At 63.9% G+C, this 20,047-nt stretch carries 21 protein-coding genes; 14 read left to right on the top strand and 7 right to left on the bottom strand.

What is annotated here, in order from left to right:
* Window positions 1–234 precede the first annotated feature (234 nt).
* The 5 genes from QCE73_RS13990 to fliE all read right to left on the bottom strand — a co-directional run bounded on the left by QCE73_RS13990 (window position 235) and on the right by fliE (window position 3,278).
* Window positions 235–549 (bottom strand): EscU/YscU/HrcU family type III secretion system export apparatus switch protein, encoded by a 315-nt coding sequence (locus QCE73_RS13990; RefSeq protein ID WP_309881703.1) that lies wholly within the window; start codon window positions 547–549, stop codon window positions 235–237.
* A complete protein-coding gene (locus QCE73_RS13995) occupies window positions 546–1,868 on the bottom strand; it encodes a flagellar hook-length control protein FliK (protein ID WP_309881705.1) in 1,323 nt (440 codons plus the stop codon). Before QCE73_RS13995 ends, QCE73_RS13990 begins: the two co-directional genes overlap by 4 nt.
* Before the next feature lie 43 nt (window positions 1,869–1,911).
* Window positions 1,912–2,241: a flagellar protein FliT gene (locus QCE73_RS14000; protein ID WP_035499541.1), complete on the bottom strand. Its 330-nt coding sequence runs from the start codon at window positions 2,239–2,241 to the stop codon at window positions 1,912–1,914.
* Between the two features lie 28 nt (window positions 2,242–2,269).
* Window positions 2,270–2,689, bottom strand: coding sequence for a flagellar export chaperone FliS (fliS, locus tag QCE73_RS14005; protein ID WP_035499264.1), 420 nt, complete (start codon window positions 2,687–2,689; stop codon window positions 2,270–2,272).
* 223 nt (window positions 2,690–2,912) lie between these two features.
* Window positions 2,913–3,278 carry a flagellar hook-basal body complex protein FliE gene (gene fliE / locus QCE73_RS14010; protein ID WP_035499265.1) on the bottom strand — a complete coding sequence of 122 codons (366 nt, stop codon included), beginning with the start codon at window positions 3,276–3,278 and terminating at the stop codon, window positions 2,913–2,915.
* Between the two features lie 276 nt (window positions 3,279–3,554).
* Here fliE and fliF point away from each other — a divergent pair, with 276 nt between their 5' ends.
* The 13 genes from fliF (at window position 3,555) to fliR (ending at window position 15,619) form a co-directional block, all read left to right on the top strand.
* Window positions 3,555–5,327 (top strand): flagellar basal-body MS-ring/collar protein FliF, encoded by a 1,773-nt coding sequence (gene fliF / locus QCE73_RS14015; RefSeq protein ID WP_035499266.1) that lies wholly within the window; start codon window positions 3,555–3,557, stop codon window positions 5,325–5,327.
* The gene (fliG, locus tag QCE73_RS14020) at window positions 5,317–6,312 is read left to right on the top strand and encodes a flagellar motor switch protein FliG (protein WP_035499267.1); all 996 of its coding nucleotides are present in this window, start codon (window positions 5,317–5,319) and stop codon (window positions 6,310–6,312) included. Before fliF ends, fliG begins: the two co-directional genes overlap by 11 nt.
* On the top strand, window positions 6,305–6,979 hold the full coding sequence (fliH, locus tag QCE73_RS14025; RefSeq protein WP_309881709.1) for a flagellar assembly protein FliH: 675 nt from the start codon (window positions 6,305–6,307) through the stop codon (window positions 6,977–6,979). Before fliG ends, fliH begins: the two co-directional genes overlap by 8 nt.
* Complete coding sequence (gene fliI, locus QCE73_RS14030) at window positions 6,934–8,496, top strand: flagellar protein export ATPase FliI (RefSeq protein WP_051626713.1); 1,563 nt, start codon at window positions 6,934–6,936, stop codon at window positions 8,494–8,496. The genes fliH and fliI overlap by 46 nt, the downstream gene beginning before the upstream one ends.
* Before the next feature lie 65 nt (window positions 8,497–8,561).
* Window positions 8,562–9,011: a flagellar export protein FliJ gene (gene fliJ, locus QCE73_RS14035; protein WP_035499270.1), complete on the top strand. Its 450-nt coding sequence runs from the start codon at window positions 8,562–8,564 to the stop codon at window positions 9,009–9,011.
* 34 nt (window positions 9,012–9,045) lie between these two features.
* Complete coding sequence (locus QCE73_RS14040; protein ID WP_309881712.1) at window positions 9,046–10,392, top strand: flagellar hook-length control protein FliK; 1,347 nt, start codon at window positions 9,046–9,048, stop codon at window positions 10,390–10,392.
* Between the two features lie 761 nt (window positions 10,393–11,153).
* On the top strand, window positions 11,154–11,642 hold the full coding sequence (fliL, locus tag QCE73_RS14045) for a flagellar basal body-associated protein FliL (protein WP_035499273.1): 489 nt from the start codon (window positions 11,154–11,156) through the stop codon (window positions 11,640–11,642).
* A 25-nt stretch (window positions 11,643–11,667) separates the two neighbouring features.
* On the top strand, window positions 11,668–12,666 hold the full coding sequence (gene fliM, locus QCE73_RS14050; RefSeq protein WP_035499274.1) for a flagellar motor switch protein FliM: 999 nt from the start codon (window positions 11,668–11,670) through the stop codon (window positions 12,664–12,666).
* A 4-nt stretch (window positions 12,667–12,670) separates the two neighbouring features.
* Complete coding sequence (gene fliN, locus QCE73_RS14055) at window positions 12,671–13,090, top strand: flagellar motor switch protein FliN (RefSeq protein ID WP_371881045.1); 420 nt, start codon at window positions 12,671–12,673, stop codon at window positions 13,088–13,090.
* A complete protein-coding gene (gene fliO, locus QCE73_RS14060) occupies window positions 13,087–13,581 on the top strand; it encodes a flagellar biosynthetic protein FliO (protein ID WP_035499277.1) in 495 nt (164 codons plus the stop codon). The genes fliN and fliO overlap by 4 nt, the downstream gene beginning before the upstream one ends.
* A 185-nt stretch (window positions 13,582–13,766) precedes the next feature.
* Window positions 13,767–14,537, top strand: a complete 771-nt coding sequence (gene fliP, locus QCE73_RS14065; protein WP_309881715.1) for a flagellar type III secretion system pore protein FliP — start codon at window positions 13,767–13,769, stop codon at window positions 14,535–14,537.
* A 10-nt stretch (window positions 14,538–14,547) separates the two neighbouring features.
* Window positions 14,548–14,817, top strand: a complete 270-nt coding sequence (gene fliQ / locus QCE73_RS14070; protein WP_008352562.1) for a flagellar biosynthesis protein FliQ — start codon at window positions 14,548–14,550, stop codon at window positions 14,815–14,817.
* A 10-nt stretch (window positions 14,818–14,827) separates the two neighbouring features.
* The gene (gene fliR, locus QCE73_RS14075) at window positions 14,828–15,619 is read left to right on the top strand and encodes a flagellar biosynthetic protein FliR (protein WP_035499279.1); all 792 of its coding nucleotides are present in this window, start codon (window positions 14,828–14,830) and stop codon (window positions 15,617–15,619) included.
* Between the two features lie 682 nt (window positions 15,620–16,301).
* Here the strand turns inward: fliR and flgL are convergent.
* Together flgL and flgK are read right to left on the bottom strand one after the other, a co-directional pair.
* Window positions 16,302–17,537 (bottom strand): flagellar hook-associated protein FlgL, encoded by a 1,236-nt coding sequence (flgL, locus tag QCE73_RS14080; protein ID WP_035499282.1) that lies wholly within the window; start codon window positions 17,535–17,537, stop codon window positions 16,302–16,304.
* A gap of 11 nt (window positions 17,538–17,548) precedes the next feature.
* A complete protein-coding gene (flgK, locus tag QCE73_RS14085) occupies window positions 17,549–19,492 on the bottom strand; it encodes a flagellar hook-associated protein FlgK (RefSeq protein WP_309881717.1) in 1,944 nt (647 codons plus the stop codon).
* A gap of 2 nt (window positions 19,493–19,494) precedes the next feature.
* Here flgK and QCE73_RS14090 point away from each other — a divergent pair, with 2 nt between their 5' ends.
* The gene (locus QCE73_RS14090) at window positions 19,495–19,725 is read left to right on the top strand and encodes a hypothetical protein (RefSeq protein ID WP_309881718.1); all 231 of its coding nucleotides are present in this window, start codon (window positions 19,495–19,497) and stop codon (window positions 19,723–19,725) included.
* Window positions 19,726–20,047: the final 322 nt, after the last annotated feature.

Here is a 20,047-nt window from a genome sequence, read left to right on the forward strand (position 1 = left end):
CCTGTAGCGAAACTGACGGCTGCTACGACGTGTACTTTGTTCATCATCGCATCGATACCATCGACTTGAAGGAACGCGGCGAAAGGAGCTAAATGTGTTCCCCATGTCCTGACACACCTGTTACCCATGTCTCCGGTCCATACACAGCAGCAAAGAAAGTGACCCCCGCCCCGGGGAGGGGCAGTGCTAATAGACCACCGCGTATTCAGGCCATCCACAAAAGCCCAGCCAACATCACCTCACCCCCCGCCCACTTTCCCGCATCGGCTCCTCGTTCTCCAGCCGATAAACCCACGACAGCAACTCCGCCACCGCCTGATAAAGCGCCGGCGGAATGTGCGCATCGAGATCGACCTGCATCAGCAGCGACACCATCTCCGGCGACTCGTGCACATACAAACCCGCTTCCTTCGCGCGCTGCACGATCATTTCCGCGACCATGCCATAGCCCTTCGCGACGACACGCGGCGTCCCCTCGCGATTGCCCGCCTCGTAGGCGAGCGCGGTCGCCTGCCTGCGCGTGTACAGCGGATGATCCTGTGCGCTCATGCTCCACTCCCCTCGCCCTGCGGCGGACGGAACAGATGTTCGAGCGGCGAGCGCACCGGTTTTTTCGCGGCGGCATTGTCGCCGGACAGCGCAAGATCGGTCGTGCCATCCATCGAGCGAACGGAAAGCGATGCCAGCGCGATGCCCGCCGCCTCCAGTTGACGCGCGAACGCGACGCCATCGGCGGCGAGACGGCGCGCACCCGAATCGCCCGCCTTGATCCGCGCGACGAGCTTTTCGCCCGTCAGCACGAGTTCGGCATCGACGGTGCCGAGCGCGGGCAACGACAGCGTGATGCGCGTGCGCCACGCACGTTCGTCGGCGGCATCGTCGGCGGTGCGCGGATCGTGCGGCTCGCGGGCAACTTCCCACTCGAAGCGCGTGCCGGGCCACGCCTCGCCCTGCCAGCGGAATTGCTGATTCGCGAGCACCTCGAGTTGCTGGCGCACGACATTGAGCGTCGCCGGATGGATGCCCGCCGCGACCGACGCCTGCAACGCCGATTCCTGCTGGCTCGGCTGCGCGCTCTGCGCGTTCATACCGCCGCTGACGTTTCCGCTCTGCGAATTCGAAAGCGCCGACGGCGGCGCATCGCGCACCGACGCCGCGAGCGCGGCCGCCTGCTGCGGCGTCTGCGGCGTCGCGACCGGGCGTCCGTGAAAGTCGGGCAGATCGAGTACGGGCTGCGGCGCGCGGGCGTCGTCCAGCCAGGCGTCGCCGGGCGTCGCGAGGTTCGCGAAATCGAACGGCAAGGACATCGAACGCGCATCGGCGCGCGCCTGCGGCTCGTTGCCGAGCGACGCGGCGCTGCGCTGGCCCGCAAGCCATTGCACCAGATGCGCTTCGTAGAAGAGCCCGCTTTCGTCGACGGTCTTCGCCAGCGCGGTCGCGAGCGCGGCGGCCGGCAGCGGCGGCAGATTCTGCGTCGCGGCGCGCGCTGCGGCAACCGCGGCGGCGTTGGAAGAGAAAGCGGTATCGAAGAGGCCCGTCGTGAGCGCGGCGAAGGCGCTCGCGGGGCGCGGCGGCGTCGGCCAGAGCGGGGCGTCGCCGGTCAGCGCGGGCGCCGCGCCGGGAAAGCGCGAGATCACGTCGAGCGTGCGCGCGACGCTGGAAAACGCGGTTTGCGCCGATGCCGCCGGCGTCGCCGCGCCGGGAGACGTGCCGACGGTCTGCGGCATGTCCGTCTGCGTCGTCGTCTGTCCGACGCTCGCGCCGGTGACGCCGCTGCCGCTCACTCCGTTCGGCGCACGGATCGCGGACAACAGGAGCTCGGTGCGACTGGCGAGCAACGATGCGATCGCGGTATCGAGTCCAGTCATGCCCACATCCTCATATGCGCCGCGATCGGGCGCGGACCAGCGCCTAGCGCAGTCCGATCATTTTTTTCAGTACGCGCGCCGGGCTGTTGACCGTGAACAGCGCCGAAAGACGCGCGAGGCTCGGCGACGTCAGATCGCGGATCGCGGCGTCGTCGGCGAGAATCTTCTTCACGAGGTCCAGCTTGCGCGCCCGGGCGTTTTCGTCGAGCTCCGAGCCGGAATCCACAAGCTTCAGTTGCTCGACCAACTCGCGGTACGTGCCCTGCAACGCCTTCAGCTCGCTCCATTCGCCGCCGCGCGCGGCCGCCAGCATCTGGCCGGAAACCGCGGCGATGGCTTCGTAATGGGCGAAATATTCTTGTGTCGTCTTCATTCTTTCGAGGCAGTCGACGCGCATCCCGTCAAACGGGCGCGGCGGTCATTTGCGCCACTTCCGGTCCAATTCCCACCCAGGCGTCTTCGAGCGTCGCGAGCAGGTTGTCGATCTCCACGAGCATCGTCTCGTCCTGCTTCAGGTTCGCCTCGAGCAACCGGCGCGTCATATACGTGTACAGCGCGTCCAGCCGTTCCGCGATCTCGCCGCCCGCATCCTTGTTGAGCGCCTGCTGCAAGCCGCTCTCGATGATGCTGATGGCCTTGCTGATCGCCGTGCCGCGCGCGCCGATGTTGTTCTGCTGCATGTGCATGCGCGCCTGCGCGATCGCCTGGCGTGCGCCCTGATACAGCATCACGATCAGACGGTGCGGGCTGGCTCCCATCACTCCTGTCTGCACGCCCACGCGTGCGTAGGCATTGGCTCCAGCGTGTCCTGGGGAATACATCTCTCGATTCTCCTTATGCGATGCCGCGGCGTTCCGCTTGCTTCGAACGGACGCCCTGCTTCTCGTCCGGATCCCCGTGCGCCCGGCAAAAACCGGCGCGGGCAAACGAACCATCGTTCGCCGTGCCGTTATCGGGGTTATCGGAGAAACGCGGCAAAGCTTTAGGACTCAGGACTCCAGAGCCGTCACAGCAACGATTGGGGGCTGGATCGCGTACGGGTCGTCAGACGGAGATCTGCATGATGTCGTTGTAGGCCGACACGAGCTTGTTGCGCACCTGCAACCCGAATTGCAGTCCGACGTTCGCCTTCTGCATGTCCACCATCACGTCGTTGAGCGACACGTTCGGCGCGCCGATCTCGAATGCGTGCGCCTCACCGAGCGCCTTGGTCTGGTTGTCGCTGATCTTGTCGATGGACGATTTCAGCGCATCGGAGAAACTGCCGACGCTCGCCGCGCCCGATGTCCCGCTCTGGCCCGTGACGGCACCGGCCGCACTGGTCGGGCCGGACACGCCGCCCGCAGCTTGCGATGCCAGCGACTGAATGGCCGAGAGCGCGGCGGAAAGCGGATTGATCGGAAAGTTCATGTTGACTCCGGGTGACAGGGGGAAAGCCGGCGCCTCGCGTGGCGTGGACCTGGGTGCTCGGGATGCGTTTCGCGGAGGTTCGCCGAGTACGAAAAAGATTAGCAGCCGGCGGTTTTTCAAAGCGCGGGAAGAACGGGGAAAACCCCGCTCTATTCAGCGAATCGAGTTGCAATCTTCTGCGGATAATCCCCATCGTGAAAAGTCCTCCACCGCCGCTTACATGAAAAGCGGGAAGCGGCGGGAGGAGAACCTCAGGATTCGGAGCTTCGACGCTAAATGGATACGCCCAACAACTCACTCATCACGCCCGACGCCAGAATGGGCCTGGCGGGCGCACAACCGGGGGCAGCCGGAACGGCCGCGCCGGGACTCGCGGGTGGCGCCGATTTCGGCGGTTTCGCGCAGCGCGTGCCGATGCTCAACCAGTTCCGCTCGAATCCGCGTGTGCCGCTCATCGTGGCCGTCGCGATTCTGGCGATGGTGATTGCCGGCCTCGTCATGTGGTCGCGCCAGCCGGACTACCGCGTCCTCTTCTCCAATCTCTCCGATCGGGACGGCGGCGCAATCGTTGCCGCGCTCCAGCAGGGCAACATTCCCTACAAGTTGTCCGACGGCGGCGGCGCCATTCTCGTGCCGGCCGAGCAGGTTCACGAAACGCGTCTGCGTCTCGCGAGCCAGGGCTTGCCGAAGAGCGGCTCGGTCGGCTTCGAGCTGATGGACAACCAGAAGTTCGGCATCAGCCAGTTCGCCGAGCAGGTCAACTATCAGCGCGCGCTGGAAGGCGAGCTGGAGCGCACGATCGGCGCGATCTCGTCGGTGAAATCGGCGCGCGTGCATCTCGCGATTCCGAAGCCGAGCGTGTTCGTGCGCGACAAGGAACTGCCGACCGCGTCGGTGATGGTCAATCTGTATCCGGGCCGCGTGCTCGACGAAGGCCAGGTGGTCGCGATCGCGCACATGGTCGCTTCGGGCGTCGCGGACATGCCGGTCAAGAACGTGAATATCGTCGATCAGGACGGCAACCTGCTCACGAGCCAGAGCGCCGCCAGCGGCCTCGACGCGTCGCAACTGAAGTACGTGCAGCAGATCGAGCACAACACGCAAAAGCGCATCGACGCGATTCTCGCGCCGCTCTTCGGCGCCGGCAACGCCCGCTCGCAGGTGAGCGCCGACATCGACTTCTCGAAGCTCGAACAGACCGCCGAAAGCTACGGCCCGAACGGCAACCCGCAAAGCACGGCGATCCGCAGCCAGCAGTCGAGCGAATCGAGCGAAACGACGGGCGGCGGCGCATCGGGCGTGCCGGGCGCGCTCTCGAACCAGCCGCCGCAGCCGGCTTCCGCGCCGATCGACGCGGCAGCGTCGGGCGCTGTCGGTACGAAGGCGACGCCGCAAAACCAGCGCCGCGACACGACGACCAACTACGAAGTCGATCGCACCGTGCGCCATTTCGAGCAGGCGACGGGCGGCATCAAGCGCCTGTCCGTGGCGGTCGTCGTGAACTACGACAAGAAGGTCGACGCGAAGGGCAACGTCACGATGACGCCGCTCGCCGCCGACAAGCTCGCGCAGGTCCAGCAGCTCGTGAAGGACGCGATGGGCTTCGACGAAAAGCGCGGCGACTCGGTGAACGTGGTGAACAGCGCGTTCTCGGCCGATCTGAACGTGACGCCGGACGTGCCGTGGTGGCGCACCCCGCAGATGATCGCGTGGGGCATCCAGGCGGCGAAGTATGTGGGCATCGGCATCGTCGGGCTGTTCCTGTACTTCAGCATGGTGAAGCCGGCGATGCGCCGCGCCTTCCCGCCGCCGCCCGAAGCCGCGCCCGCGCTCGGCGCACCGGATGAACTCTCGCTGCTCGATGGCCCGTCGCTCGACGGCGGCCAGAAGAATGAAGACGAGGACAAGGATGCCGAGGTCAGTCTCCTCGGTCATGAAAGCAAGAAGGCCAAATTCGATCGCAACCTCGACTACGCGCGCATGGTGGCGCGTCAGGACCCGAGAATCGTTGCGACGGTCGTGAAGAACTGGGTGTCCGATGAACGCTGAAGGCCTGAATAAAGCCGCTCTCCTCCTGATGTCGATCGGTGAGGAAGAAGCCGCCGAAGTTTTCAAGTACCTCGCTCCGCGCGAGGTGCAGAAGATCGGCGCGACCATGGCGGCGCTGAAAAACGTGACGCGCGAGCAGCTCGACAACGTGCTGACCGAATTCGTTTCGGAAGCGGAGCAGCACACCGCGCTGTCGCTCGATTCGAGCGAGTACATCCGCTCGGTGCTGACGAAGGCGCTCGGCGAAACCAAGGCCGGCGCGCTGATCGACCGTATCCTGCAAGGCAGCGATACGAGCGGCATCGAAGGCCTGAAGTGGATGGACTCGGGCGCGGTCGCGGAACTGATCAAGAACGAGCATCCGCAGATCATCGCGACGATCCTCGTGCATCTGGACCGCGATCAGGCTTCGGAAATCGTGTCGCTGCTGGCCGACCGTCTGCGCAACGACGTGCTGCTGCGCATCGCGACGCTCGACGGCATTCAGCCCGCCGCGCTGCGCGAACTCGACGACGTGCTGACGACGCTCCTCTCCGGCAGCGACAACCTGAAGCGCGCGCCGATGGGCGGCATCCGCACGGCGGCCGAGATTCTCAACTTCATGTCGAGCAACCACGAGGAAGGCGTGATCGCGAACGTGCGCGAATACGACGCCGAACTCGCGCAGAAGATCATCGACCAGATGTTCGTGTTCGAGAACCTGCTCGACCTGGAAGACCGCGCGATCCAGCTTCTCTTGAAGGAAGTGGAGTCGGAGACGCTGATCGTGTCGCTCAAGGGCGCACAGCCGGCGCTGCGCCAGAAATTCCTGTCGAACATGTCGCAGCGTGCGGCCGAACTGCTCGCCGAAGACCTCGATTCGCGCGGTCCGGTGCGCGTGTCGGAAGTCGAGCAGCAGCAACGCAAGATTCTCCAGATCGTCCGCAATCTCGCGGAAAACGGCCAGATCCAGCTAGGCGGCAAGGCGGAGGATGCATATGTCTGACGCTCGCGTGCAGAAGACTCCGCTCTCGGCGTATCAGCGCTGGGAAATGGCGTCGTTCGATCCTGTCGAAATCAAGGTCGACACCAGCGCGGCGGAACAGGCCGCGCTCGAAGCGCACTTGCGCCGCGTCGAAGAAGACGCGCATCAGCAAGGGCTCGCGAAGGGTCATGTCGCGGGCCAGGCGCTCGGTTATCAGGCGGGTTACGAGCAAGGTCAGGCGAAGGGTTTCGAGGATGGCCGCAAGGAAGCGCTTGCCCAGGCCGCGCGTCTTTCCGAAATCGCCGATACGTTCAGGACCGCGTTGCAGGCCGCCGATGCGGCCATCGCGGAGTCGCTCGCCGAACTCGCGATCGATATCGCGCAGCAGGTCGTGCGTCAGCATCTCGCGCTCGATCCGACCGCGCTCGTCGCCGTGGCGCGCGAAGTGATCGCCGCCGAGCCGGAGCTTTCGGGCGCGCCCACGCTCGTCGTGAATCCGGCCGACATGCCGATCGTCGATGCTTATCTGAAAGACGAACTCGAGTCCGCGGGCTGGACCGTGCGTTCCGATCCGGATGTCGAGCGCGGCGGCTGCAAGGCGCACGCCGCGACCGGCGAAATCGACGCGACCATCGTGTCGCGATGGGAGCGCGTCGTGGCTGCTCTGGGGAGAAACAAGCCGTGGTGAGCCGAATCACTCAGGATGGTTTGAGCGAGCTGGAGCAAGAGCTCGCACGCGCTTCGTTCGGCCCGCTCGCCGTCGATGAATCCGTCGGCGACGAATCCGCCGACGAACTCGCCGCGCGCACCATCGCGGAACTGGCGCATATCGCCGGCAATCCGCACATCGATACGTGGCGTGAGAAGCTCGACGCGCTCAGGTCGCGCAACGCCATCGCGAAGCCGCTGCGTCCGTGCGGGCGTCTCACGCGCGCGGCCGGACTCGTGCTGGAAGCGGTCGGCCTGAAGATGGGCGTCGGTTCCGAATGCATGATCGAACTGCCGCCGGGCAGCGCGATTCCGACCGCGGAAGCCGAAGTCGTCGGCTTCGCGGGCGACAAGCTCTTTCTGATGCCGACCACCGAAGTGGCCGGCCTGTTGCCCGGCGCGCGCGTCTATCCGCTCGAAAGCGCGCCGATCAACGATCCGATGGCGGGCGCGAAGCGTTTGCCCGTGGGCTGGGAAATGCTCGGCCGCGTCGTCGATGCGTCCGGCCGTCCGCTCGACGGGCTTGGCCCGCTCGGCGCGAAGGTCGATGCGCCGCTCTCCTCGCCGGTCATCAATCCGCTGAACCGCGAACCGATCCACAAGGTGCTCGATGTCGGCGTGCGCGCGATCAACACGCTGCTGACGGTCGGGCGCGGCCAGCGCATGGGCCTGTTCGCGGGTTCGGGCGTCGGCAAGTCGGTGCTGCTCGGCACGATGGCGCGCTACACGAGCGCGGAAGTGATCGTGATCGGGCTGATCGGCGAACGTGGCCGCGAAGTGAAGGAATTCATCGAGCAGATTCTCGGCGAGGAAGGTCTCGCGCGCTCGGTCGTCGTCGCGGCGCCGGCGGATGTATCGCCCGTGCTGCGCATGCAGGCCGCCGCGTACACGACCTCGCTCGCCGAATATTTCCGCGATCAGGGCAAGCATGTGCTGATGCTGATGGATTCGCTGACACGCTACGCGATGGCTCAGCGCGAGATCGCGCTCGCGATCGGCGAGCCGCCGGCGACGAAGGGTTATCCGCCTTCGGTGTTCGCGAAGCTGCCGGCGCTCGTCGAGCGCACCGGGAATGGACCGGAAGGCGGCGGCTCGATCACCGCGTTCTACACCGTGCTCACCGAAGGCGACGATCAGCAGGACCCGATCGCCGACTCGGCGCGCGCGATTCTCGACGGCCATATCGTGCTGAACCGCTCGCTCGCGGAGGCGGGGCACTATCCGGCCATCGATATCGAACAATCGATCAGCCGCGCGATGACCGCGCTCATCGACGACAAGCATCTCGAACGCGTGCGCCTCTTCAAACAGATGCTTTCGCGCTATCAGCGCAACAAGGATCTGATCAACGTGGGCGCGTATTCGAGCGGGCGCGATCAGCTCCTCGACCGCGCGATCGCGCTGTATCCGCGCATGGAGTCGTTTTTGCAGCAGGGTTTTCGCGAGCAGGCGCCGTTCGAGCCGAGCATCGCGATGTTGAATCAACTCTTCGAATAGTTTTCGACTAGTATCCGAATCATTCATCACAAGAAAGCCAAAAGACCATACGGGACCGCCACGCCATGTCCAAGAATCTGCCGATCAACACCCTCATCGGCCTTGCCGAAGAGGAACTCGACGCCGCCACGAAGAAGCTAGGCAAGCTGCAGCAGGAACGCAACGAAGTCGAAACGCAATTGAACTCGCTCATCACCTACCGTGACGAGTACCACGCACGATTCACGGCATCGGCGCAGGAGGGCACCACGGCGCAGACGCTGCGCAACTTCCAGGCGTTCGTCGACACGCTCGATTCGGCGATCGCGCAGCAACGCACGGCGCTCGTCATGGCCGATCAGCGCATCGAGGCGGCGAAACCCGACTGGCGTCTCAAGAAACAGAAGCTCGGCAGTTACGAAGTGCTGGCCGCGCGCGGCGAGGCGATGCTCGCGAAGAAGGCCGCGCGCGTCGAGCAGCGCGAATCCGACGAGCACGCCGCGAAGATACTGCGCATGCGCGCCGAGCGTGCCTGAGCCGTTACCCAACCATTGCATTTGAGAGACTCGTATGTCCTCCGTATCACTTCTCGGCGCGATGACCGCCGCCACGTCATCGAGCAAGGCTGCGGCGCAGCGCGCGGCGAGCGCGGGCGCGTCGTTCGGCATGACGCTGCAAGGCATCACCGACCGCGCCAATGCCGACGCGCAGGCGGCGAAGGCGCTGGCGGATTCTTCCGCCGACAAATCGAGCGTGCATGACGCGCCGAAGCCGGATGACAGCGCGTCCGTGGCTGCGTCGAAGAGCGATGACGCATCGGATGCGCAGGCCGCCGCGAAGCCCGATCATGCCGACGCGCCGAAAGAGGCATCGAAGAATACGGGCAAGGCCGATACGGCGGACGCATCGAAGCCGGCGGCGCAGACGCCCGGTTCCGCGTCGGATGCGGCGACGGCTGCGGCGCAGGCGAAGGCACGCGCCGACGCCGCCAACGCCGACGATGCCGACGCGGACACCACGCTCGCCGATCTGACGGACGCGGCCACTGCGGCGACGGCCACCGCTTCGACCGACGACACCAAATCGACCGGCGAGACGCACAAGAGCGCCGATGCAAAACCGGCGCAGGACGCGCTTCAGGCGGCGCTCGCGGCGATGAACAACGTTGCGCCGAACGCAGTGCCGGCGAACGGTTCCGTGGCGACGGCGCGCGAGGGTGCGGACAGCGAGGATCAGGGCGGTTTGTTTGCCAAGGGTGGAAAGGGCGCGAGTCTCGCCGTGCTGGCGAACAACGTGAACGCGGATTCGAAGGCGACCGACGCGACCGCGCTGGCTGTCGCGACGATGCCCGCGGATGCCGCGACTGCCGCGTACAAGCAAGCCGCCGATGCGGCTGCGCACGCGGTGTCGATGCAGGCGGCATCGGCGAATTCGGCGGTGTCGAGTCCGCAAGGCGCGATGGCATCGGCGACGAGCGCGGCGATTGCGCCGCACGTGGGCGCGTCCGGCTGGGACGATGCGTTCAGTCAGAAGGTCGTGTTTCTGTCGAAGGCGGATCAGCAGAGCGCCGAGCTGACTTTGAATCCGAGAGATCTCGGGCCGTTGCAGGTGACGTTGCAGGTTTCCGAAAGCCACGCGCACGCGCTGTTCGTGTCGCAGCATGCGCAGGTGCGCGAGGCGGTCGAGGCCGCCATGCCGAAGCTGCGTGAGGCGATGGAGGCGAATGGCATCAGTCTCGGGAGTGCTTCGGTTTCGGATGGGTCGGCGTTTGGAAGGCAATCGCAGCAGGAGGAGCGCTCGTCGGGCTCGCGCGGGGGTGGGGGCGCTGGTGGGATTGGTGGGGTCGATTCTTCGGCTTCCGCCAGTGTGAGTGTGCCGGTGCGGCGCACCGTGGGGCTTGTTGATACGTTTGCTTGATTTTCGGTTTTTCGCTGGATCCCGTTAGCGTGGTGGTCTATTAGCACTGCCCCTCCCTGGGGCGGGGGTCACTTTCTTTGCTGCTGCAAAGAAAGTAACCAAAGAAAGCAGCTTCTCAGCGCCCGCGGTCACACGCACGTTGGCCATGCTTGCCAGCCCGCGGTGACACTCGCCTAAGTGTCGCCCTCAAAGACCCAACCGGGCTTGGCTCGCGCACGGTCTGCCACCTCGCATCGCTTGCGTCACGGGTTCAGCACGAAATAGCTCCGGCCCGCTTCGCGGCCGATGGGTCAATCGGGTCCGCGTGCGCTTCTTCGACGGTTTCCCCTGCATACCCAACGGCAGCGCGTAGCGCTGTGCCGATGCTCTTTCGTGCTGAACCAGCGCGCTTAATGTTACGGCTCGGCAGACCGTGCGCGAGCCAAGTCCTTGTCTGCTTGTGAGGGCACTCTCTACTGCCGGGCCATTCAGCCAATCGTCTGTGCCGCGGCCGGTGTGAAGTGCTTAGGCTGGGGATAGCTGTTTCTTTGGTTACTTTCTTTGCAGCAGCAAAGAAAGTGACCCCCGCCCCGGGGAGGGGCAGTGCCAATAGACCACCACGAACACAAGTTTCCCGAAAACGCCCCGTTAACCCAACCAAGCCCCCAAAGTCGAAAGACAAAAGCAATCAGATGGAATAACCCCAAATCCCCCCTCTGTTCGACCCATCGCTTTACACGGCGATAGCCAACAATTCAACCTATCGAAAGAGGCACGCATTCATGGCTACCACGACCGCAAACCAGCAACCCATCGTTCCCGCAAAGAGCGGCAAGCTCAAAAAGATCCTGATCATCGCCGTCGGCGCGATCGTGCTCCTCGGCGCGGGAGCCGGCGGCGCTTACTTTTTCCTCGGTAAAAATCACGGCGCGGCGAAACCCGCGCCCGAACCGCCGCCCGTGTTCTTCCCGCTCGAATCGCTCACGGTGAACCTCCAGTCCGACGACGGCACCATGCACTATCTGCGCGCCGGCCTCACGCTCAAGCTCAAGGACGAAAAGGTCCAGTTGCTCGTCACCGAGCACATGCCAGAAGTCCGCAGCCGCGTGCTGCTCCTGCTCTCCGGCAAGCGCCCCGACGATCTCGCGACCGTCGACGGCAAGAAACAGCTCGCGGGCGAGCTGCGCGCAGCGGTCGAAACCGCGGCGAGCTCGGCCGAGAAGCCAGTGCGAGTCGAAGAGGTGCTGTTCACCGAATTCGTCGTCCAGTAACGCCGCATCAGCGAGTAAAAGAGTCATGGGCCACGAAGAGTTCATGTCGCAGGAGGAGGTCGATGCCCTCCTCAAAGGCGTCACCGGCGAAATCGATCAGGAAGCTGACGAGAAAAAGCCAGTCGGTGTACGTCCGTACAACATCGCGACGCAGGAACGCATCGTCCGGGGCCGGATGCCCGGCCTCGAAATCATCAACGATCGCTTCGCGCGCCTGATGCGCGTGGGCATCTTCAACTTCATGCGGCGCTCGGCGGAAATTTCCGTCGGGCCGGTGAAGGTGCAGAAGTACAGCGAATTCACGCGCAACCTGCCGATCCCGACCAACCTCAACCTGGTCCATGTGAAGCCCCTGCGCGGCACGTCGCTGTTCGTGTTCGACCCGAACCTCGTGTTCTTCGTGGTCGACAACCTGTTCGGCGGCGACGGGCGCTTTCACACGCGCGTCGAAGGCCGCGAATTCACGCAGACCGAGCAGCGCATCATCAGCAAGCTGCTGAATCTGGTGTTCGAGCACTACGCGACGTCGTGGCGCAGCGTGAAGCCGCTGCAATTCGAATACATGCGCTCGGAGATGCACACGCAGTTCGCCAACGTGGCGACGCCGAACGAAATCGTCATCGTGACGCAGTTCACGATCGAATTCGGCTCGACAGGCGGCACGCTGCACATCTGCATGCCGTACTCGATGATCGAGCCGATCCGCGACGTGCTCTCATCGCCGATTCAGGGCGAAGCGCTCGAAGTGGACCGCCGCTGGGTGCGCGTGCTGTCGCAGCAGGTGCAATCGGCCGAAGTGGAGTTGACGGTGGATCTCGCCGAGATTCGCTCGTCGTTCGAACAGATTCTCAACATGCGCGCGGGCGACGTGCTGCCGATCGATATACCGGAGCAGGTCGTCGCGAAAGTGGATGGCGTGCCGGTCATGGAATGCGGCTACGGAATGTTCAATGGTCAATACGCGCTGCGCGTGCAAAAGATGATCAGCGCAAGCGACACGATGAAGGAAGGTGGATATGAGTGATCTGATGCAGAACGATGCGCCCGGCGCGCAGGAAAAAGGCGACGAGCTCCTGTTGGACGACTGGGCGAGCGCGCTCGCCGAGCAGAACGGCAACGATGCGCCGGTGGCAGCGAGCGCAGGCGTGTTTCAGCCGCTGTCGAAGGCGGCGGCGCCCTCGACGCGCAACGACATCGACATGATTCTCGACATCCCCGTGCAGATGACGGTGGAGCTCGGGCGCACGAAGATCGCGATCCGCAACCTGCTGCAACTCGCGCAGGGTTCGGTCGTGGAACTCGACGGCCTCGCCGGCGAACCGATGGACGTGCTCGTGAACGGCTGTCTCATCGCGCAGGGCGAAGTGGTCGTGGTGAACGACAAGTTCGGCATCCGCCTGACCGACATCATCACGCCGTCCGAACGTATCCGGAAGCTGAATCGATGAAACGCCTGGCCGTCGCGCTGCTCTGCTCGGCGCCTCTTCTTTCCGTCGCCGCCGACATGAACGCGGTGAACCACGCCGCGCAGATCGCCTCGGGCGTCGGCGCGGGCACGGCGGTGCCGTCGCTCGGTTTCGGCGCGGTGCTGCAGACGCTCGTCGGACTCGTCGTCGTCATCGGCTTCGTATTCGGCTGCGCGTGGCTTGCGCGCAAGTTCGGCGTTCACGGCGGCAAGCGCGGCGGTCTCGTGAAGGTGGTGGGCGGCGCATCGCTCGGCAACAAGGAACGCGTCGCGGTCGTCGAAGTGGGCGATACGTGGCTCGTGCTCGGCGCGGGTCCCGGCAACGTGCGTCTCCTGCACACGATGCCCGCCGGATCGGCCGAAGTGGAAGGCGTGGGCGTTACGGCGCCGTCGTCGGCCGGCAGCTTCGGCGCGAAGTTCCGCGACGCCCTTGCAGGCGAAGCCAACAAGAGGCTCCAGAAGTTCGTCAAGTAAGTTCGTTCGGTTCGACCGATACATCGGGCGTGGTCCGCAAGGATCGACGCCCGATGTTCGTTTACGGCGGGCGCTTCGCAATAGAACGAGTTGGCGCGGGTTTTCCCCTCTGTTCGCGCCATCGTCCGGCATCCGCGTGGCCGACAATCCAGCCTATCGAAAGAGTTCGTCGGCAGGAGCACTTAATGCAGGTCAGTCGTAACATCGCGCGTAGTTTGAAGATCGCGCTTCCGGTCATCCTCGGCTTGATGCCGTATCTCGCGTTCGCGCAGAGCACGGCGGGTCTGCCGGCCTTCAACACGAGCCCCGGCCCGAACGGCGGCACCACGTATTCGCTCAGCGTGCAGACGATGCTGCTGCTGACGATGCTCTCGTTCCTTCCCGCGATGGTCCTGATGATGACGAGCTTCACGCGCATCATCATCGTGCTGTCGCTGTTGCGCCAGGCGCTCGGCACGACGAGCACGCCGCCGAATCAGGTGCTCGTCGGCCTCGCGCTGTTTCTCTCGTTCTTCGTGATGTCGCCCGTGCTCGATCGCGCGTACAACGACGCGTACAAGCCCTTCTCCGAAGGCCAGATCGCGATGGATCAGGCGATGACGCGCGGCGTCGCGCCGTTCAAGCAGTTCATGCTCAAGCAGACGCGCGAAACGGATCTCGCGCTCTTCGCACGCATTTCGAAGGCCGCGCCGATGAACGGTCCGGAGGACGTGCCGCTTTCGCTGCTCGTGCCTTCGTTCATCACGAGCGAGTTGAAGACGGGCTTCCAGATCGGCTTCACGATCTTCATTCCGTTTCTCATCATCGACATGGTGGTGGCGAGCGTGCTGATGTCGATGGGCATGATGATGGTGTCGCCCACGACCATCGCGCTGCCGTTCAAGCTGATGCTGTTCGTGCTCGTCGATGGCTGGCAGTTGCTGATCGGCTCGCTGGCTCAAAGCTTCGTATCCTGAGGAGACGCGCATGACACCCGAATCCGTCATGACGATGGCGCATCAGGCGATGTACGTCGCCTTGTTGCTCGCCGCGCCGTTGTTGCTGGTCGCGCTCGTCGTCGGTCTGGTCGTGAGCCTGTTCCAGGCGGCGACGCAGATCAACGAATCGACGCTGTCGTTCATTCCGAAGCTGATCGCCGTCGCGGTGACGCTGGTGATCGCGGGACCGTGGATGCTGTCGACATTGCTCGATTACATGCGTCACGTTTTCACGATCACGCCTGCGATCACGGGCTGAGTTTCGTTCGATGTTCTCCGTCACCTATGCGCAACTGAACGGCTGGCTCACGGCGTTTCTATGGCCGTTCGTGCGCATCCTCGCGCTGATCGCCACGGCGCCCGTGCTGAGCCATATGGCGATTCCGATGCGCGTGAAGATTGCGGTCGCCGCGTTCATTTCGCTGATCGTCGCGCCGACGCTTCCCGCCATGCCGCAGGCGACGGTGTTTTCCGCGGCGGGCGTGTGGATCATCGTCAATCAGTTTCTGATCGGCGCGGCCATCGGCATGGTGATGCAGATCGCGTTCGCCGCCGTCGATGCGGCCGGCGAGTTCATCGGCCAGCAGATGGGCCTCGGCTTCGCGATGCTTTACGATCCGCGTGCGGGCGGCAATGCGGTGGTCGTTTCGCGCTATCTGAACACGCTCGCGATGCTCGCGTTTCTCGTGTTCGATGGGCATTTGCAGTTGATCAGTGCGCTTATCGCTACGTTTCACAGCGTGCCGATCGAGGCGAACGTCGTTGCGGCGGCGTCGCATGCGCAAGGGTGGCGCGTTCTTGTGGGATATGGCGGCAGTGTTTTTTCGACGGGACTGCTGCTCGCGTTGCCGATCGTGGCGGCGTTGTTGATCGCCAATCTCGCGCTCGGGATTCTCAATCGGGCGGCGCCGCAGATCGGGATTTTTCAGGTTGGGTTTCCGGTGACGATGCTCGTCGGGTTGCTTTTGTTGCAGCTTATGGTGCCGAATTTGATGCCGTTTTTTCAGCGGATTTTCGATGTGGGGATTGGGGAGGTGGGGCGGGTGGTGGGGGGGCTTTAGGGGGGGCTTTTGCTTTCGCCGGATCCCGATTTCGTGTCGGTTTATTAGCACTGCCCCTGTGCGGGGCGGCAGTCACTTTCTTTGCTGCTGCAAAGAAAGTAACCAAAGAAACAGCTATCCCCAGCCTAAGCACTTCACACCGGCCGCGGCACAGGCGATTGGCCTAATGGCCCGGCTGTAGCGAGTGCCCCCACAAGCAGACAAGGGCTTGGCTCGCGCACGGTCTGACACATCGCACCACAGAACAAACTGGTTCAGCACCAAATAGTTCCGGCCCGCTACGCGGCCGATGGGTCAATCGGGTGCGGGTGCGCGTGCGCTTTTTCCTCGACGGTTTCCCTCGCATACCCCACGGCAGCGCGTAGCGCTGTGCCGAAGCTCTTTGGTGCTGAACCAGCGCGCTGAAACGTCTCGGGCGGCAGACCGTGCGCGAGCCAAGCCCGAGTGGGCCTGTGAGGGCGACACTTAGGCGAGTGCCATTGGCGGCTGGCAAGCATGGCCAACGTGCGTGTGACCGCGGGCGATGAGAAGCTGCTTTCTTTGGTTACTTTCTTTGCAGCAGCAAAGAAAGTGACCCCCGCCCCGGGGAGGGGCAGTGCTAATAGACCACCACGATAACGGGATCCAGCGAAAAAAAGAGCACCGCGGTCCCCCCGATACCAAAGGGCAAAAAAACCCCCAATCAACTCCCGATGTAATCAAACAACGACATCTTCTGAATCTGCGAAAAAGCCATCTGCGCAGCCTGCAACGAGTTCTGCGTCAACTCATACCCACTGATCGCCGATACCAGATCGATGCTCGTCAAATTCGCGATATCGCTCGCCGTCTGCGTCTGGCTCGTCTGCATCGCGGTCTGCGTCGACTGCACTTGCTGCTCGCGTCCGCCCACCACCGTCTGCGCCGACAGCACGTTGTTGAACGTGTTGTTGATCTTCGTGCCCGCCGTCGTCAACGCGTTCGTCAACGCTGCCTGGGCGCTCGGCGATCCTGTCGGCTGCTTGAGCGCGCTCACGATCGTGTCGAGCGTCGCGAAGATGTCGTTGTTGTCGGTCGCAGCCGGCTGCACGGTGAACGAGTCCTTGTCCGCGGGCGTGCCGTCGAGCGTCACCTTCTGGCCGCCGAGCGTGATGTCGGTCTTGCCCGTGTAGGCCACGTTAGTCGGCAGCGTGTTGTCCGCCGGGTCCGACGTGATCGAATACGTCGTCGATCCATCCGTCTGCGAAACCGAGAACGAGATCGTGTACTTGCTCGCGTTGCCCGGATTGCTCGTGTCGCTCACGCTTACCGCGCTGATCGTCGCCGTGCCCGTGTTCGTGTCGGCCGCGCGCGACACCGGATCGCTTTCCATCGGCGATACGCTCTGGAAGATCGACTGGCCCGTGTCGCCGACAGGAATCGAACGCCCGTCGCTGATCTGCACCGTGCGCTGGCCCTGGTCGCCGGAATAGCTCGCGCCGGTGCCCGACGCATTGTTCGAGAACGGCGCCGTCCCGCCCTTGAGCCCCGAGAAGATGTAGTTGCCGTTGCTGTCCGTAGTGTTCGCAAGACCGAAGAGCTGATCGCGCAAACCCTTGATCGTGTCCGCGACCGCCGAGCGATCCGAATCGGTGAGCGAACCGTCGCCCGCATGCACGATCTGCGTCTGGATGCTCTGGATCACGTTGCTCACGTTGCTCAACGTGGAGTCTTCCTGCTGCAGCGACGACAGCGCGATCGTCTGGTTCGTGCCGTACTGCGCGAGCGCGCCGCTCTTCAACGTGAGCTGCACGGCCTGCGCCGCGCCGAGCGGATCGTCGGACGCGGTGAGAATGCGCTTGCCCGATGAGATCTGCTGATACATCGACGCGAGCGTGCTCTGCTGGTCGCTCATCGAAGCGACGTTCATGTTGAAGTACTGGGAACTGGAAATACGCATCGCGTTTAACCTCAGTTGAACATGCCGAGCAGCGACTGGAACAGCGTCGCGGCGGTCTGAATCACCTTGCTGTTCGCTTGATAGAGCTGCTGATACTGAATCAGGTTGGCCGCTTCTTCGTTCAGGTTCACGCCCTGCACCGATTGCTGCGCCGAAGTTGCTTGAGTCAGGAGCGCGGTCTGCGCCGTGCTCGTCGCCTTGAGCTGGTTGGTCGTGTTGCCGATCGTGTTGATGTAGCTCGCGTACGAGCTCGTCAGCGTGTCGGTGCCGCCGTTGAGCGACTTCGCCGACACCAGGTTCGCCATCGCGAGCGCGTTGCTGCCGTCGCTCGTGCCGCCCTTGTTCTGCGCGATCTTGAACGCGTCGCCGTCCTTCGGCGTGCCGCTGATGGTCGCGGAAACGCCGTTCGCCGAGACCGTCAGGCCCTTCGTCGCATCGAAGGGAATCGTCTGGCCGACGGCGTAACTCGTCCCGCCGACGGTCACCGCGACGTCCGACGTGAAGCCGTTCGCCGCCGCGCTGTACGTGAGGTTGATGTCCGACGACATCGCGTTGCTCGTCACTGTCGCCGACGAGATCGACGCCGTGCCCGTGTTCGTGCTCGCCGCCGACGTCACCGCGGGCGATGCCGCCGCGATCGCCGCGCCGTTGCTCGTCGTGAGCTTGAAGTTGTCGAGCGAGGCGCGTGTCGGCTGGATCGTGAACGAATCGCCCTTCTGCACGCCGGTCAGCGAAGACACGTCGATGTTCAGGCCGTTGATCGTCTTCTGCGTCTCCGTCGCCGGATCGATCGAGCCGAGCTGCTGGCCGGTCGCCGGGTCGGTCACTGTGTACTTGCTGCCGTCGTAGGTGACGGTGAAATCGTTGGCGGGCGGCTGCGTGCCATCGACGATCGTCGCCGTCGGCGTGCCGGTGCCCTTGTTGCGCGCGTTGGCGATGATGTTCGGATCGCCGGTCGCGAACAGCTTGCCGCCGGGCTGGCCGTTCAGGTCGAGGCCGAGCGCGTTCTGGCCGTTCAACTGGCTGGCGAAGCTCGTCGCGATGGCGCCGAGTTGCGCCTGCGCCGGATCGAGCGTTTGCGTGCGAAAGTCGATGAGCCCGCCGACCACGCCGCCCGTGAGCGCCGAGTTGTCGACGTATTGCGTGTTTGCGGCGGTTTGCGTGGTGCCGTCGCGGCTCTTGAACGCGACCGCGAGTTCGCTCGGATCGGAAGCCGACGGCACCGCTTGCAGCCCGTATTGCGTATTGCCGACGACGAGCGGCTGCCCGTTGCCGATGAACACGTTGTAGTTGCCGTCCTGCTGCACGACTTGCACGCCGATCATCGAGCTCAGGTTCGTGACGAGCTGATCGCGTTGATCGAGCAACTGGTTCGGCTGCTGGCCGCTCGCGCTGGCGATGTTGATCTGCTTGTTGAGATCGGCGATCTGTTGCGAGTAGCTGTTGATCTGCGAGACGGCGCTCGTCAGTTGCGTGTTGACGCTCTGACGCAACTGGTCGTATTGCTGGCCGGCCGAGTTGATCTGATCCGCGAGCGTCTGCGCGCTGCTCATCAGCGACTGGCGCGCGGCGGTGCTGCTCGCGGAATTCGCCACCGACTGCAGGCCGGAAAAGTAATTCGTGATGCCTTGCGCAATGCCTTTGGTCGGATCGCCGACGAGATTGTTGAGCTGCGAGATCAGCGAGTAATACGTGCTCGCCGCGCTGCTCGACGCCTGCGTGTTGTTCACTTGCGTCGTCAGGTACTGGCTGTACTGACGCGTGACGGTGACGGCCTGAACGCCATTGCCGAGATAACCCGAGCCGGTGAACTGACCGGACGACTCCTGATACGAGACCTTCTCGAGCGTATAGCCCGGCGTCGCGGCGTTGCTGATGTTCTGTCCCGTGGTCGTCAGGCCCCACTGGGCCGCATTCAGACCGGAAAGACCAATGCTGAAGATGTTATTGGACATGCGTGAATCCTGGTGAGGCGGCGTTTGAGCGTGCGCTGCCGCATGGCTGTTTTGTATATCGGCCGATTGCCGGGGAAGTTGAGCGTTTGCGCGCTTTGCGGACGGTTGTCGCGATGGGGCCATTATCGGAGGGGGGCGGCAATGGCTATTGCCGGAAGAGCGGCGGTTTTATGGCTTATTTCTTTGGTTTTGGTTTTTTTTCGCCGGATCCCGTGTTCGTGGTGGTCTATTAGCACTGCCCCTGTGCGGGGCGGCAGTCACTTTCTTTGCTGCTGCAAAGAAAGTAACCAAAGAAACAGCTATCCCCAGCCTAAGCACTTCACACCGGCCGCGGCACAGACGATTGGCTGAATGGCCCGGCAGTAGAGAGTGCCCCCACAAGCAGACAAGGGCTTGGATCGCGCACGTTCTGCCGCCCGAGACGATTCAGCGCGCTGGTTCAGCACAAAAGAGCATCGGCACAGCGCTACGCGCTGCCGTGGGGTATGCAGGGGAAACCGTCGAAGAAGCGCACGCCGATCCGCTTGACCCATCGGCCGCGAAGCGGGCCGGAGC

This window comes from Caballeronia sp. LZ029, from assembly GCF_031451275.1.
Taxonomy (GTDB): Bacteria; Pseudomonadota; Gammaproteobacteria; order Burkholderiales; family Burkholderiaceae; genus Caballeronia; species Caballeronia jiangsuensis.

Coding starts and splice junctions, on each gene's coding strand:
- fliJ (WP_035499270.1), top strand. CDS start 8,562: ATGTCCAAGAATCTGCCGATCAACACCCTCATCGGCCTTGCCGAAGAG.
- QCE73_RS13995 (WP_309881705.1), bottom strand. CDS start 1,868: ATGACTGGACTCGATACCGCGATCGCATCGTTGCTCGCCAGTCGCACC.
- fliN (WP_371881045.1), top strand. CDS start 12,671: ATGCAGAACGATGCGCCCGGCGCGCAGGAAAAAGGCGACGAGCTCCTG.
- fliM (WP_035499274.1), top strand. CDS start 11,668: ATGGGCCACGAAGAGTTCATGTCGCAGGAGGAGGTCGATGCCCTCCTC.
- QCE73_RS13990 (WP_309881703.1), bottom strand. CDS start 549: ATGAGCGCACAGGATCATCCGCTGTACACGCGCAGGCAGGCGACCGCG.
- fliO (WP_035499277.1), top strand. CDS start 13,087: ATGAAACGCCTGGCCGTCGCGCTGCTCTGCTCGGCGCCTCTTCTTTCC.
- fliQ (WP_008352562.1), top strand. CDS start 14,548: ATGACACCCGAATCCGTCATGACGATGGCGCATCAGGCGATGTACGTC.
- fliF (WP_035499266.1), top strand. CDS start 3,555: ATGGATACGCCCAACAACTCACTCATCACGCCCGACGCCAGAATGGGC.
- QCE73_RS14040 (WP_309881712.1), top strand. CDS start 9,046: ATGTCCTCCGTATCACTTCTCGGCGCGATGACCGCCGCCACGTCATCG.
- fliL (WP_035499273.1), top strand. CDS start 11,154: ATGGCTACCACGACCGCAAACCAGCAACCCATCGTTCCCGCAAAGAGC.
- QCE73_RS14000 (WP_035499541.1), bottom strand. CDS start 2,241: ATGAAGACGACACAAGAATATTTCGCCCATTACGAAGCCATCGCCGCG.
- fliR (WP_035499279.1), top strand. CDS start 14,828: ATGTTCTCCGTCACCTATGCGCAACTGAACGGCTGGCTCACGGCGTTT.
- fliE (WP_035499265.1), bottom strand. CDS start 3,278: ATGAACTTTCCGATCAATCCGCTTTCCGCCGCGCTCTCGGCCATTCAG.
- fliP (WP_309881715.1), top strand. CDS start 13,767: ATGCAGGTCAGTCGTAACATCGCGCGTAGTTTGAAGATCGCGCTTCCG.
- fliG (WP_035499267.1), top strand. CDS start 5,317: ATGAACGCTGAAGGCCTGAATAAAGCCGCTCTCCTCCTGATGTCGATC.
- flgL (WP_035499282.1), bottom strand. CDS start 17,537: ATGCGTATTTCCAGTTCCCAGTACTTCAACATGAACGTCGCTTCGATG.
- flgK (WP_309881717.1), bottom strand. CDS start 19,492: ATGTCCAATAACATCTTCAGCATTGGTCTTTCCGGTCTGAATGCGGCC.
- fliH (WP_309881709.1), top strand. CDS start 6,305: ATGTCTGACGCTCGCGTGCAGAAGACTCCGCTCTCGGCGTATCAGCGC.
- fliI (WP_051626713.1), top strand. CDS start 6,934: ATGGGAGCGCGTCGTGGCTGCTCTGGGGAGAAACAAGCCGTGGTGAGC.
- fliS (WP_035499264.1), bottom strand. CDS start 2,689: ATGTATTCCCCAGGACACGCTGGAGCCAATGCCTACGCACGCGTGGGC.